We start from the raw sequence: 15,502 nt of genomic DNA, 5'->3' as shown, positions 1-15,502 counted from the left end.
CTTATTTTCTAAAATAATTGTATACTTCTTCTGCAGCTTTTATATTCATTCCCTCTGCTTTTTTTAACTCTTCCAAAGATGCATTCTTTATATTTTCAACAGAACCAAAATGTTTCAAAAGAGAAACCTTTCTTTTTTTACCTATTCCTCTTATATCGTCTAACTGTGATTTAAATATATCCTTACTTCTTAAGCTCCTATGGTAACTTATTGCAAACCTATGGGCTTCATCTTGAACACGAGTTATAAACCTAAAAAGGGGAGAATTTTTTTCTATATATATCTCTCTTCCATTATACACTATTCCTCTGGTCCTGTGGTAGTCATCTTTTACCAATCCACATACGGGAATCCTTATTCCCATGTTGTCTATAACTTCTTCGGCTATAGATACTTGTCCTTTTCCTCCGTCTATCATTATCAAATCGGGAAAGGATGAAAATCCCTCGAATCTTATATCATTCTCCTTAAAGTTTTCTCTTTCTTCTACCCCTTTCTTAAATCTTCTTTTTATTATTTCCTCCATACTTGCATAATCATTAGGGCCTGTGACCGTCCTTATTTTAAATCTCCTATAATCACTCTTCTTAGCCTCGCCATTCTCATAAACCACCATAGAACCAACAGGTTCTATCCCCTGAATATCAGAAATATCATAAGCTTCTATCCTCATAGGAATTTTATCCATAGATAAAATATTTTTAAGCTCCAGCAAAGTTCCTTCTTTCTCCATCTTCTTCTTTTTTATTTCTTCGCTATGTTTAATTAACATATCCTGAGCATTATCCTTCACCATTTCCATTAACTGGCTTTTTTCTCCTCTCTGAGGTATTTTAAACTTAACCTTAGAACTTCTTTTCTCACCAAGCCATTTAGATATAAGCTCCATATCTTCAAATTCTGTTTCTACATATATTTCCTTTGGAACATATGCTGTTCCGATATAGAACTGTTTGATAAAGGAACTCAATATCCTTCCTCTCTCTTCTTCAAAAGTATCCTCCAATATAAAATGTTCCCGTCCTATTATCTTTCCGCCTCTTATAAAGAATATCTGAACACATGAATCGTCTGTACCTTTGGCCATTCCTATTACATCCTGATCCGTTACGTTTGTGGATACTACCTTTTGTTTTTCCAATATAATATTTAAAGAATTTAACTGATCTCTATACCTTGCAGCACTTTCAAAATCAAGTTTTTCCGAAGCATCCTTCATCTTATTTTCTATAATCTCTACTAATTTCTCTTCCTTTCCGTTGAGAAACATTATTATCTCGTCAATATATCTCATATATTCCGTTTCATCTGTATTGCCTTGACAAGGTGCCAGACATCTTCCTATATAATAATTTAAACAAGGCCTCTTCTTTCCCATATCCTTTTCCAAGTTTAAATTACACATTCTGATAGGATAAAGGTTATTTATTATTTCTAATGTATTGTTTACCGCATATCCGCTTGGATATGGTCCAAAATATTTAGCCCCGTCTTTTAAAACCCTTCTTACCTTTATTATCCGAGGAAATTTCTCATTAGTTGTTATTTTAATATAGGGATAAGACTTATCATCTCTCAAAAGTATATTGTATTTAGGCTTATGCTTCTTTATTAAAGTGGACTCCAAAATCAGGGCTTCCACCTCATTATCTACTATTATATACTCAAATTCACTGATATTTTTCACCATTGCATTTACCTTGGGAGTATTATTGCGTGAAGATTGAAAGTATTGTCTCACCCTTCTTTTTAATGAAATTGCCTTCCCCACATATATTATTTCGTCGTTTATGCTTTTCATTATATACACTCCGGGTTTATCCGGCATCTTCTTTAATTCCTCTTCTATATTAAACATAAAATCACCTTTGTCATTAAAATATAAGTTTTAATCTTCTAAAATATATTATCACATTATCAGTATACAATTGAACAGATTTTTTTATTATTGTATAATAATATTAATACAGAAAATCGGGAGGTAAATGAATGATATCAGTTAAAAAATCTTTATCCTTTTTTATATCCATTTTAGTAACTATAATATTTATATATGCTCTTTCCAATACCATGAGCCTTTTTTTCAATTTAAATAACCAAAACACCAGAACTATTTTAATAAACCTCATATTGACATTAGGTCTTATGTTTTTTATAACTTTTCAAGGCTCTTTAAATAAAAGATGGAATAAAAAACTGTTACTAAAGGAAAAGGTACTTCTTTCCGCAAACATCGATAAATTTACATTGTCAGAAAAACTTTGGATTTATTTATTAGTATTTCTTATATATTTTACCCCTCTTATAAGGGATTTATCGTTCAAAAACGTTCCTTTAATTAATATATTTATGTTTTTCCCTTCGATTGTAATATTTGAACTTTTGTTAAGGGTTTCAAAAAATAGTTTGAAAACTTATTTCACGGAAAATGGAATAATAGTTTTCGGATTGGACTTAAGATTATATATCCCTCTCGGAAAACCTATAGACAATCTGGAAGGGTACTATCCTTATAATGCAATAGACAGTTATATTTCCTGCCCCGATAAAATTCAGATATTTATTCAATACGAGCAGGGAAAATTAGTATTAAAAGAAGATAAGAACACAATAAATAAAATAATATCTGTTCTTAAAAAAAACAAAATAGAAACAAGAAAGATCAGTTGATTTTTACAGCTGATCTTTCTTAAATCCATATATAATTATATATTCCTTGTTACTTCCTTAAGCCATCTTTTTTCTTCTCCATTTAGGTAAGGAGATAATTTATCATATACCTTCTCATGATAATCATTCAGCCATTTTCTCTCACTCTCATCAAGAAGTTCCGGAATTATTCCTTCCAAATCTATAGGACAGTAAGACAGAATTTCAAATTTCATGAACTGTCCTGAATCGGTATTTATATCTTCCTCGACTACAACATCGTTTTCTATTCTTATACCATATTTTCCTTCCTTATATACTCCCGGTTCAACGGTCACCACCATACCTTTTTCCATCTTAACCTTGTTAGGAACAGGGCTTATTGTATGAGGGCCTTCATGGACATTCAAGAAAAATCCTACTCCATGACCTGTGCCGCACTTATAGTCTATTCCTTCCTGCCATAAAGGAAATCTTGCCATAATATCCAAACTCGAACCTGTGGCCCCATATAAAAATCTGGTTTTTATCAGATCTATATGCCCTTTCAAGGTCAGTGTATAACTTCTTTTTTCCTCTTCGGAAATATTTCCGAGAATAAAGGTTCTGGTTATATCCGTAGTTCCGTCTAAATATTGACCTCCCGAATCTATAAGGAGCATACCTTCTTTTTCTAAAGTATACTGAGATTCTTTTGTAGCTGAATAGTGCATCATTGCAGCATGATCCTTATAGGCACATATGGTATCAAAACTCGGTTCAACAAATAATTCCTGTTGTTTTCTGAAATCCTCCAATTTATTCTCAGCAGATATTTCAGTCATGGAAATTCTTCCTATATTGTTTTTAAGCCAATAGATGAATTTTACCAAAGCTACTCCGTCTTTTATATAAGCATTTTTTAGATTTTCTATCTCTACGGAATTTTTAACTCCTTTTAATGTTGTTGTAATATTAATTCCTTCTATTACATGGCACTCCTTAGGTATGCTTTTATATAACCATCTGTTGATTCTTGAAGGATCTAAAAACACATTTTTTCCTCTCGGAATTTCTTCTGCATATTTTCTTATTTCATTGTATTCTTCTATATCGATTCCATTTTTCTTTAACTCTTCTCTGACTTCATTTGGAACCTTTTCTTGATGAACAAAAAGAAATGCCTTATCCATGGATATCAAAGCATAAGAGGTAACTACAGGATTACATCTGACATCATTGCCCCTGATATTATAAAGCCATGCTATATCATCTAAACTGCCCAGTATATAATAGTCTGCCCCTTTCTTTTTCAATTCCCTTCTTACTTCTTCAATTTTTTCTCTTGGAGTCTTCCCTGCATATTTGGCATCATGAACAAATATTTTATCCATCGGAAGCTCAGGTCTGTCCGACCACAATTCTTCTATCAAATCCTCACTATCGACAATCTTTATATTTTTCGAAGAAAACTTTTTCTCCATATTCTTTACATCCGACTGGGGAAATATTTTTCCGTTTATTCCAACAGTATCTCCCAGCTTCAAATTATCGATAATCCATTCCTGATAAGTAGGAACTCCCGGCATTCCCATTTTAAACAACTCTATTTCACTATCTTTAATTTGTTTTTCCGCTTGAATAAAATATCGGCCATCAGTCCACAGTATTGCTTTCCTTTCAGTTATCACTACGGTCCCTGCAGAACCGGTAAATCCTGAAATCCATACCCGATCCTGCCAATGATCTCCAAGATATTCGCTCTGATGAGGATCAAAAGTCGGTATAATATAAGCATTTATCCCTTTTTCCTTCATTAATTTTCTCAAGTTTTTAATTCTTTCATTAATGATCATCCTCTTACCTCCTTGTAATTTCATTATATTACATTCATTATATCACAAGATAAGAGTATTTTATTTTAACAAATATTAATTAATTACCTTGACAGGATAATTCCTCTCACATATCCATCCTTATCCAGTGTCGCCCCTATTACATCTCCAACTTTTAAATCCTTAAATGAAATATTCATTTTATTTTCGTTTCTCTCAAATAGAATTATTACATTCTCTCTTACTTTCAATACCGGAAATACTTCTACGGAATTATCATCAAAATGCTGTTCTATTTCCACCTCATTCTTTTCATAATTTATTTCAGTAATCAAGCCATAGACAAATTTTTCTTCTTTAAGATAATCACATTCGGAAAAATCCTTATATGTTTTTATTTCTACTGTTTTGTTCTCTTCATCTAAGGCCGCCTCTCCTCCCATGATTCTCACTATTTCGGAAATAGGTGCATATATCCTGTTATTATATATAAATACACTTCTGCCCAAATTCGTCCATTCGTCCTTTACTTTCAATACAAACTCCTTAAAGAACACATTTATCTTTACCGATTCCCCTTGAGAAAATGCCATTGAGTATATCATAAAAGCCATAACCATAACAACAATAAATAAAAAAATCCTCTTTTTCATCTATAACCCCTCCTTTAAAGGAATTATAGACAAAATTTGAGGATTTTAAACTCAATTTATTCAAGGATTTTCTTTAAGAATTGTCCCGTATAAGAATTCTTTACTTTCGCTACCTCCTCGGGAGTTCCTTGGGCTATGACTCTTCCGCCCTCATCTCCACCTTCGGGTCCTAAATCCAGTATATAATCAGAAGCTTTAATTACATCCATATTATGTTCGATTACCACTACGGAATTGCCTCCCTCCACCAATTTTTCCAATATATTTATTAATTTATGAATATCAGCTACATGAAGACCTGTCGTAGGCTCATCCAAAACATACAAAGTTTTTCCGGTACTTCTTTTGCTCAATTCCGTGGCAAGCTTTATCCTCTGTGCTTCTCCTCCTGAAAGTTGGGTTGAAGGCTGCCCCAATTTTATATATCCCAGCCCTACATCATATAAGGTTTGAATTTTTCTTTTTATATTAGGGATATTTTCAAAAAATCCAACTGCCTCTTCCACTGTCATATCCAAAATATCCGATATGCTTTTTCCCTTATATTTTACCTGGAGAGTTTCTCTATTGTACCTCTTTCCTTTGCACACCTCGCAAGGCACGTACACATCGGGAAGAAAATGCATTTCAATTTTAATTATTCCGTCCCCGTTACACGCCTCACATCTTCCGCCTTTTACATTAAAACTAAATCTTCCTTTTTTATACCCCTTCATTTTAGCATCTGGAGTCATAGCAAATACATCCCTTATATAATCAAAAACTCCTGTATAAGTAGCAGGATTAGACCTGGGAGTTCTTCCTATAGGGGACTGGTCTATAACAATTACTTTGTCCAAATTTTCTACTCCCCTTATTTCGTCGTACTTTCCGGGCTTTGCCTTCGATCTGTTCAATTTCTGAGCAAGGCTTTTATATAATATTTCATTTATTAAAGTACTTTTGCCCGAACCTGACACTCCGGTAACACAGGTAAGTACTCCAAGAGGTATCTTGACATCAATATTTTTCAAATTATTTTCTTTAGCTCCTACAATTTCAATCCATTTTCCATTTGGTTCTCTTCTCTTATCAGGAATATCGATTTTTTTCTTCCCCGATAAATACTGTCCTGTTATGGATTCTTTACATTTTTCTATGTCCTTTACCGTCCCTTCGGCAACTAAATATCCTCCGTGAATTCCCGCTCCCGGACCGATATCTACGATATAATCGGCATTTCTCATTGTATCTTCATCATGCTCCACAACTATAAGGGTATTGCCCAGATCCCTTAAATTTTTCAGCGTCTTTAGAAGCTTTTCATTATCTCTCTGATGAAGCCCTATACTCGGTTCGTCCAATACATATACAACTCCCACAAGGCTTGACCCTATTTGAGTAGCTAGACGGATTCTCTGAGACTCCCCTCCCGATAATGTTGAGGCGCTTCTTGACAACGTCAAATATTCAAGGCCTACATCTTGAAGAAATTTCAACCTTGATCTTATTTCTTTCAAAATCTGATGAGCAATGAGTTCTTGTCTTTCCGTAAGCTTTATGTTGTTAAAAAAATCAAGAGCCGATTTTAAAGAAAGATTGGTAACATCCCATATATTCAGACCATTAATTTTTACCGCCAATATTTCATCTTTAAGCCTTTTTCCGTGACATTTGGTACACGGCCTTTCAGCCATAAAATCGTTAATCTTATCCCTTATATAATCTGAATTGGTCTCCCTATATCTTCTTTCCAAATTCGGAACGATACCCTCAAATCTTCCGTTAAAACTTCGTCTTCCGCTAAAATGGCTGTTAAATTCAAAACTAATTGACCCCTTAGTTCCATATAAAATCTCATTCAAAAATTCTTTGGGAGCAGTATCTAATGGAGCATCCATGTTAAAGTTATAGGAATCGGCTATTGTTTTAAATATCTGATAATAATAAGTATCTTCTGCAGAACCACTGTAAGGAGCAAGCCCTCCTTGATTTATACTTAAAGAGGGATTTGGAATTATAAGGTCCGGATCAATTTTTTTATAATATCCTATTCCATTACACTCCGGACACATTCCAAAGGGGCTGTTAAAAGAAAACATCCTCGGAGAAAGTTCTTCTATAACAACTCCGCAGTCAGGACATGCAAGTTTTTCACTGAACATTATTTTTTCTTTCCCTATAATATCAATTATTACAAGGCCGTCGGATAATTTAAGAGCCGTTTCAAGGGAATCCGTAAGTCTTCCTTCTACTCCTTCTTTTACTACCACCCTATCAACTACTACTTCAATAGTATGTTTCTTATTCTTTTCCATTTTTATTTCATCCGATACTTCATAGGTTTGACCGTCTACTACTACCCTTAAAAAACCGTCCTTTTTTATATTTTCGATGATTTTTTGATGCTCTCCTTTCTTTCCCCTTACTATGGGAGAAAGAATTTGGATTCTTGTTTTATCATTTAGACTCATTATTTTATCTACCATCTGGTCTACCGTCTGACTTGAAATTTCCTTTCCGCATTTATAGCAATAAGGAGTTCCTATTCGTGCAAACAGCAGTCTCAGATAATCATATATTTCAGTTACGGTTCCTACTGTAGATCTGGGATTTTTATTGGTCGTCTTCTGATCTATGGATATGGCAGGAGAAAGTCCCTCTATGTAATCCACATCCGGCTTCTCCATTTGTCCCAAGAATTGTCTGGCATAAGAGGAAAGGCTTTCGACATATCTTCTTTGTCCTTCTGCATAAATGGTATCAAAAGCAAGAGAAGACTTTCCTGAACCGCTTAGCCCTGTAATAACTATCAACTTGTTTCTTGGAAGTTCTACATCAATGTTTTTTAAATTATGTTCTCTTGCCCCTTTTATTATTATATTTTCCTTTGACATTTTATCACCTCTGGTTTACCTTTTTCTTTAGCTCTATCATTTTATCTCTTAATTCTGCCGCTTTTTCAAAGTTTAAGTTTTCTGCTTCTTTCAGCATTTCCTCTCTTAAATTTTCGATCATATCTAAAGCTTCAACCTTGGATACCTTTGTATCATATTTACCGTCTTCCTCCACGACCTTTGTAGCTTCTATAATATCCCGTATCCCTTTCTTTATAGTTTTAGGAATTATGTGATGTTCTTTATTATATTCATCTTGTATCTTTCTTCTTCTGTAAGTTTCAGTTATTGCTTTGTTCATTGATTCCGTAATAACATCTCCATACATTATTACCTTTCCATTCACATTTCTTGCAGCTCTCCCTATAGTCTGAACTAAGGAGGTCTCGCTTCTTAAAAATCCTTCTTTGTCCGCATCCAGTATGGCTATTAATGATACTTCCGGTAAATCCAATCCTTCTCTCAACAAATTTATCCCTACCAAGACATCATACTTACCCATTCTTAAATCCCTGATGATTTCCATTCTTTCTATGGTTTTTATATCAGAATGAAGATAAGTAACTTTTATTCCTATCTCTTTAAAATAATTTGTTAAATCCTCTGCCATCTTTTTAGTTAAAGTCGTAACAAGAACTCTTTCCTTCCTTTCAGCTCTTATCCTTATTTCCTTAATCAGATTATCTATCTGATGTTGTGTAGGCCTTACTTCCAATTCCGGATCCAATAATCCCGTAGGCCTTATAATCTGTTCTACAACTTTTGCCGAATGTTTAATCTCATAAGGTCCGGGAGTTGCACTTACAAATACTATTTGATTAATATGATCTTCAAACTCATTAAATTTAAGAGGTCTGTTATCCAATGCCGAAGGAAGTCTAAAACCATATTCTACCAAAGTGGTTTTTCTCGATTTATCCCCTTCATACATACCCCTTATCTGGGGTATCGTTACATGAGATTCATCTATCATCATAAGAAAATCCTTGGGAAAATAATCTATTAAAGTAAAAGGCCTGCTTCCTGCTCCCCTTCCGCTTAAATGTCTGGAGTAATTTTCTATTCCTTGACAGTACCCCATCTCCTTAAGCATCTCCAAATCATATTTAGTTCTCTGTTCAAGTCTTTGAGCTTCCAAAAGTTTATTTTCACTCCTGAGTTCTTTAAGCCTTGTCTCCAGCTCATTTTGAATCCTTATAATCGCAGATTTTACTTTATCTTCCGAAGTGGCAAAATGAGATGCCGGAAATATTGATACATGGGACCTCAATCCTATAATTTCTCCTGTAATATAATTTACCTCCACTATTCTGTCAATTTCATCTCCGAAGAATTCTACTCTTATAGTATGTTCACTGGATGATGCGGGGAATATTTCCAAAACATCCCCTCTCACTCTAAATGTCCCTCTTGTAAAATTAATGTCATTTCTTATATATTGTATATCTACCAACTTCTTGATTATTTCATCTCTATCCTTTACCATTCCCGGCCTTAAAGAAACAACAAGATTTTCATAATCTATAGGATCTCCCAATCCATAAATACATGATACACTGGCAACAATTATCACATCTCTTCTTTCAAATAAAGCTGCAGTGGCTGAATGTCTTAATTTATCTATTTCATCATTGATGGATGCATCCTTCTCAATATAAGTATCCGTCTGAGGCACATAAGCTTCCGGTTGATAATAATCATAATAGCTTACAAAATATTCTACCGCACTATCCGGAAAGAACTCTCTGAATTCACTAGCAAGTTGATATGCCAAGGTTTTATTATGTGCAATTATCAAAGTAGGCTTTTGAACTCTTTCAATGATATTGGCCATAGTAAAAGTCTTTCCCGAACCGGTAACTCCCAAAAGAGTCTGATATTTTGTTCCATCTATAATTCCCTTGGAAATCTGATTTACCGCCCTTAGTTGATCTCCTTCAAGTTTAAAATCCGATCTTATTTTAAATTTACCCATACTTATCACCTCTCATTGAACGCATGTTCGTATGCAATAATACTATTATAATATATATCATATAAAAAATAAATAGATTTTTTATTTTTTGAAAAAAGAAAGTTGATATTATGCAATTAATATTATAAACTGATATATAAGGAGGATATGATATGAAAAAAATATCTTTATTCATATTTACAGCGATTATTTGGATTATGCTTGTCGGCTGTAATAATACAAATAATTCTCAATCTAAAACTTCCAAAAAAAATGAAGAAGAACCTATAGGATATAAAATAGAACATATTGTTCTTTCAAAGGGTTATCAATCAATAGAACCTAACGTAGAAATAACGAAAAAAAATAACGATAATACGGTATTGGTTTCATTGGGTTTAGTAGAGTGTTCGGGAGTAACAATCGATAAAATAACAAAAGTAGATAACGAAGTAAATATATATATTAACCGTCTTTTGGAAGAAGATAAAATTCAACTGTCAATACCACAAATACTACTATCCTTTGATAAAAATGTATCTGAGAAATTGGATACTTTAAAATTCAACATAATAAATGAAAATTACACACCCATTAATATAGCTGTTGGCAAAACCCAAATATTAAACAAAATATATTCTCAATTTAAAATATCGCCTAATACAATACCCGATGTAAATCTTTTAAGATATAAAGATGATTATATATGGTCCATAACCTTTAACAGTATCTTTGACAAAGAAAATTCCAAACTTCCCCTTGTAAATTTAAAAGTTAAAGCAAATGCCGATACAGGGGAAATAATTTCTTCTGAAAAAAACGTAATATCTGATTATATAGATGATGGAATTGTTGTTGACTATAGCCAAAATAAATATCTTCTTTATAAGCAGGAAGTTTTAATTGACAAAAGAAAATATGAAATTCTTTGGTTATATAATATTAAGACTAAAGAAAAGGAAAAAATTTTTTCTACAACCAATTTAATATATGATGCTAAATTTAGTCCGGATTATAAAAATCTGTCCTTAATTGAAAACCATAATGAAAATTCAAGTATATACTTAATCAATATAAATGACAAATCATCAAAAAATATAACTCCGTCAGGTCAGTATCACATTTGGCTGATGAAATGGGCAGATAAAAATCACCTCTACTTCGTAAATAACAGTTCCGAAAAATCATCGCTATTTTCAAAGTATACATTGAATGTGGGAAAAACAGAAGGGCTGTTTTCCATAAATAAAAATGTATCAAGCTTCGATTTTAACGGAGAATATTTTGTCTTTACGGAATTTGATGATAAAGATTTAAACAAAAATATTTACATTACAAAAGAAGGATCAGATCTTAAAAAAATAGATGAGGGATTTAACATCAACTTTGCCGGTAAAGAAGATGTGCTTTACTTAAAAAATATTCAGAAGAATGATAACAACATATTATGTTCTTACACATTAAATAAGGATTCAAAGATTGTGGAAGATCAGCTGGATATTAAAAATTATTTACTGATCAACAATAGCGATTTGGTACTTATAACAAGAAACACTTATAATAACGATTATACTCTTGTAAAATTGGATATGGATAACTATTCCGAAACTTCCATAGCCAAAATAGTAGGAGATAACTTATTCTATGACAGTAATCAAAATACCGGATATTTAAATTTAAGTCCTTCAATAAATGAATCCAAAAGGAATATCATATATTCTATCAATTTCAATAAATCCAACATAGGATTAAATTAAAGAGGCCTAATAAGCCTCTTTTTAAATACATCTCTAATTATCTTCTAAGATATTCTCTCTCTTTCTCTTTTAATATAAGTTTTTTTATGATTTTTTTGATCCTGGGTTCTCCCTCCTCCATCACAAAGGCATACTCCGGATCCTTAGGTATGATAAAAATACCCAGATTTTTTATTCGATTTTTATAATCCTTATACTCTTTAACAACAACTCCTCTTTTTCTATCAAATACTTCCATCCGGATATAGTTAGGACATAGGCTCATAACTCTGGTTAAATCATCCCTTGATAAAATCTTATGGCCGTTGATTGAAATAATAACATCTCCGGTTTTCAACTTCATCTTTTTTCCTATTCCCTTAGGAAGAGCATATAAAATTTTTATTCCAAATTCGGAAGGCTTAAATATAGGTATTCCCCTACTTTCCTCTCTTCTTCCCCATTGGATTATAAATTCATGGGCAGAAAAAGAAAAAACAGAACCTATATATTTAAACAGCAAACTGTTCTTAGATATTTGAGAAAGAAAAAGCAAAATAAAGCTGAAAAGGAAAAGCCGCCCTGCCGTTTCTTTTACCTTTTGAGACGGATATTTCGTTAAAGCATAATCTCCGTACCCCAAAGCCGCAATTGTAATAAGAGGAAAATTTCCATATCCATTGACAAATACCGAGAAAGGTACCGGCCAAAATCTGCTCATTGAAAATCCTCCCACTATCTGATCATTTCTTTCCATAAATATAGGAATCTTCGAACTTTGCCCGTCAAGTATTACTAAAACACTTTCTACCATATGCAAAACGGCAACTATTGATAGTACATTTTCAACGTTGATATGAGGATATCCAAATATAAGACTTATAAGAGAAATAATTCCTCCTCCATAAGAAAAACATAAAAATCTTGGATGAAATAATGCAAGGACCAATGCCAACAAAAATATCATCTCAAAATCCTTAGGATTCAAAGTAATCCTCAAAAGAATAATTATGACGCTTCCTATGATTCCTCCAAAGAGGCCAAAAGCAGCCGATGATACTACTTTTAAAAATAACGGCTGCTTAGACTGTTTTAATATTGTTTTTTCTATTTTGTTTTGTTTATAATACTGAAAAAATATTATTATTATAACTATCCAATATAACGGTAATTTCACAGAAGAAAGTACAGTATATAAAGAAGACTTAAATATTTCTTTCAGCTCAAACATATGCAACTCCCCTATTGACACCATCTACTGATTTATTTTTCCCTTTAATATCTCTAATCCCTTTTGAAGCTGAGTATCATTTTTCAAATTTTCCACACCTATCGTTTCCACATTCTCCGGAAGTTCAACTTCTACATTAGGTTTTATTCCCACTCCATGAATGTTAATTCCCTTCGGAGTAAAATACTGAGATACTGTTAGCTTAAATCCCGAGCCATCTGAAAGTTGTTTTATCCGCTGAACTATCCCTTTCCCAAAAGTAGTTGTTCCGACTAAGGTTCCTCTTCCTCTGTCCTTTATAGCCCCGGCTAATATCTCAGATGCACTGGCACTTCCCTTATTAACAAGAACTACCAAAGGAAGATCTATTTTATCATTATCAGATCTTAAATATTCTTTCTGCCCGTCTCGAGTTTGCGTATATACTACAATACCTTTATCTAAGAATTCGTCTGCAATATCTACACATACATCCAATAGTCCTCCCGGATTATTTCTTAAGTCCAATATTATCCCCTTAATATTTTTATCCATTAGACCATTAATTTCTTTCTTAAAATCCTTATAAGTCAAATCATCAAAACTTGTTATATTTATATACCCTATATTGCCTTCGATAATATCCGAGCTTACCGTTTGAAGCCTTATTTCCTCTCTTACTATAGTTATATCCATTTCCTTGTTGTTTCCTTCTTTATCCTTTCTGACTATCGTTATATTTACTTTTGTTCCGGGATCTCCTTTCATAACTTTTACTGCTTGATCCATAGTATCTGCATTAAACTCTTTTCCATTTACTTTAGTTATTTTATCTCCCGTTTTGATTCCTGCTTTTTCTCCCGGAGTTCCATCTATAGGAGACACAACTGTAATTAAATTATCATCCCCCGGAGTAACTATTACCCCTATTCCTCCGTATATTCCCTTTGTATGTTCCGTGAAATCTTCAAACTCATCTTTTGTCATATATGTAGAATAGGGATCATTTAGAGATTGAAACATTCCTTTTAATTCTCCGTTAGCAAGAGTCTCTTCATCTACATTTTTTAAATAATTTTTTTTGATAAAATCCTCTAAAGCTAAATTCTTGGAATATTTCTTATACATATCACTCAACTGATTGTATTCGTCCTTCGGAAGAATCACTTTATTATCATAAGTTAAAGATAAAACATTGGAAAAAATAAAAGTCAACACATTAGTAACCACTAATAAGAGGATTATACCTATAATTTTTTTCTTTTTAGACATTCTGTATTCCCACCTTATCTATAAAACATTATGTAATCTATTTTATTAAACTCATGTAAACATTATACCATTAGCATTTCCACTTTTCAAAAAATGTTTACAGTATACGTAATCTATTATAATCTTTTACACATGAAAAAAGGCTTCTGCTGAAACATCAACATGTTAAAAGAAGCCTTTTTGAAATTCATTTATATGATTATTTTCCCTTAAGATAAGGTATAGGATCCACATACTTGCCGTTTACTCTAACTTCAAAATGGCAATGAGAACCTGTTGCAGTTCCTGTATTTCCCGCCTTTGCAATTCCCTGACCTTTCTTTACTTCCTCTCCTTCGCTTACCAGAAGAGATGAATTATGTCCATAAAGAGTAACGATTCCTCCTCCGTGATCAATCATTACGGCCTTTCCATATCCTCCGAGACTTCCGGCAAAAATAACGGTACCATCTGCCGCCGCAACTACTTTAGTCCCGGTAGGTGCAGGAATATCAATGCCAGTATGTAATTTTTTCACATTATAAATAGGGTGTATCCTATATCCAAATCCAGAATTTATTTTTGAATGGCCAGGAACAGGCCAACCCATTACTCCTCCCGAATAAGGACCGGTCTTTACTTGCCTTTTGCTTATTTCCTCTTGAATTCTCTTTTCATCTTCCGCACATTGTTCTTCAAATTTCTTCTGTGCTTCAAGATTTGAACTTAACTCTTTCATAAAATCCCCTTTGCTTCTTGAAGCAAGTTCCAAGTCTTTTTTATTGGATTTAATCTCATTTTTTACAACTTCTGCCGAGGCTCTCTGAGCTTCCAATTTTGTTTTACTTGTTTGGATAATGTCCCTTTGGGATTTCATATACTTTAAAAGATTTTTATCATAGTTTACTATAGACTGAATCATATCCTTTCTTTGAAGAAAATCTCTGATATTTGCCGAAGAAAGGAGAACTTCCAAATATCCGACATTACCATTTTTATACATCACCCTAAGCCGTGAATTAAAAGTATCGGTTTTTTCCGAAATGTTTTTTTCGGATTTTTCTAATTGTTTTTTAACTTTTCCTATGTCGGCATTTATTTTAGTTAAATTTTCCTCAGCATCACCTAACTTTTTACTTACATCATTGATTTGCTTGTCCAACTCTGCTATTTCTTCACCGACATTGCTAATATTTTTTTTGGTCTCTTTCATATTTTTTTGATTTTCTTCTCTTTTTTCCTTTAAACTATCTCTTTCTTTCATTAAATCATTTAAGGATTTTTCCGCTCCGGATACGGAACAAGAAAATAGAAAAATTCCGATTAAAAGTATAGCTATTATTCTTTTTTTCATCAAAT

General features: G+C 32.8%; 10 protein-coding genes. 2 read left to right on the top strand and 8 right to left on the bottom strand.

Features of this window, described 5'->3' with window-relative positions:
- Position 1 precedes the first annotated feature (1 nt).
- Positions 2–1,858, bottom strand: a complete 1,857-nt coding sequence (gene uvrC, locus EQM13_RS04660; RefSeq protein WP_128752060.1) for an excinuclease ABC subunit UvrC — start codon at positions 1,856–1,858, stop codon at positions 2–4.
- Between the two features lie 131 nt (positions 1,859–1,989).
- On the opposite strand from uvrC, the gene EQM13_RS04655 reads away from it, so the two are divergent.
- Positions 1,990–2,670: a hypothetical protein gene (locus tag EQM13_RS04655; protein WP_128752059.1), complete on the top strand. Its 681-nt coding sequence runs from the start codon at positions 1,990–1,992 to the stop codon at positions 2,668–2,670.
- A 35-nt stretch (positions 2,671–2,705) separates the two neighbouring features.
- Here EQM13_RS04655 and EQM13_RS04650 read toward each other — a convergent pair whose 3' ends face one another.
- The 4 genes from EQM13_RS04650 to uvrB all read right to left on the bottom strand — a co-directional run bounded on the left by EQM13_RS04650 (position 2,706) and on the right by uvrB (position 9,967).
- A complete protein-coding gene (locus EQM13_RS04650) occupies positions 2,706–4,484 on the bottom strand; it encodes an aminopeptidase P family protein (RefSeq protein WP_128752058.1) in 1,779 nt (592 codons plus the stop codon).
- An 83-nt stretch (positions 4,485–4,567) separates the two neighbouring features.
- Complete coding sequence (locus EQM13_RS04645) at positions 4,568–5,116, bottom strand: hypothetical protein (protein WP_128752057.1); 549 nt, start codon at positions 5,114–5,116, stop codon at positions 4,568–4,570.
- A 56-nt stretch (positions 5,117–5,172) separates the two neighbouring features.
- Positions 5,173–7,992 carry an excinuclease ABC subunit UvrA gene (gene uvrA / locus EQM13_RS04640; RefSeq protein WP_128752056.1) on the bottom strand — a complete coding sequence of 940 codons (2,820 nt, stop codon included), beginning with the start codon at positions 7,990–7,992 and terminating at the stop codon, positions 5,173–5,175.
- 4 nt (positions 7,993–7,996) lie between these two features.
- Complete coding sequence (gene uvrB / locus EQM13_RS04635) at positions 7,997–9,967, bottom strand: excinuclease ABC subunit UvrB (protein ID WP_128752055.1); 1,971 nt, start codon at positions 9,965–9,967, stop codon at positions 7,997–7,999.
- A 152-nt stretch (positions 9,968–10,119) separates the two neighbouring features.
- Here uvrB and EQM13_RS04630 point away from each other — a divergent pair, with 152 nt between their 5' ends.
- Positions 10,120–11,703 (top strand): TolB family protein, encoded by a 1,584-nt coding sequence (locus EQM13_RS04630; protein ID WP_071140334.1) that lies wholly within the window; start codon positions 10,120–10,122, stop codon positions 11,701–11,703.
- A 37-nt stretch (positions 11,704–11,740) separates the two neighbouring features.
- Here EQM13_RS04630 and EQM13_RS04625 read toward each other — a convergent pair whose 3' ends face one another.
- From EQM13_RS04625 to EQM13_RS04615, 3 genes are all read right to left on the bottom strand, one after another.
- The gene (locus tag EQM13_RS04625; protein ID WP_128752054.1) at positions 11,741–12,913 is read right to left on the bottom strand and encodes a PDZ domain-containing protein; all 1,173 of its coding nucleotides are present in this window, start codon (positions 12,911–12,913) and stop codon (positions 11,741–11,743) included.
- Positions 12,914–12,937: 24 nt separating this feature from the next.
- Positions 12,938–14,164 carry a S41 family peptidase gene (locus tag EQM13_RS04620; protein WP_071140332.1) on the bottom strand — a complete coding sequence of 409 codons (1,227 nt, stop codon included), beginning with the start codon at positions 14,162–14,164 and terminating at the stop codon, positions 12,938–12,940.
- A 199-nt stretch (positions 14,165–14,363) separates the two neighbouring features.
- Complete coding sequence (locus EQM13_RS04615; protein WP_128752053.1) at positions 14,364–15,497, bottom strand: murein hydrolase activator EnvC family protein; 1,134 nt, start codon at positions 15,495–15,497, stop codon at positions 14,364–14,366.
- Positions 15,498–15,502: the final 5 nt, after the last annotated feature.

The organism is Acidilutibacter cellobiosedens, from assembly GCF_004103715.1.
In the GTDB taxonomy this organism is placed as follows: Bacteria; Bacillota; Clostridia; order Tissierellales; family Acidilutibacteraceae; genus Acidilutibacter; species Acidilutibacter cellobiosedens.
This window is presented reverse-complemented; position numbering and strand designations above follow the sequence as displayed.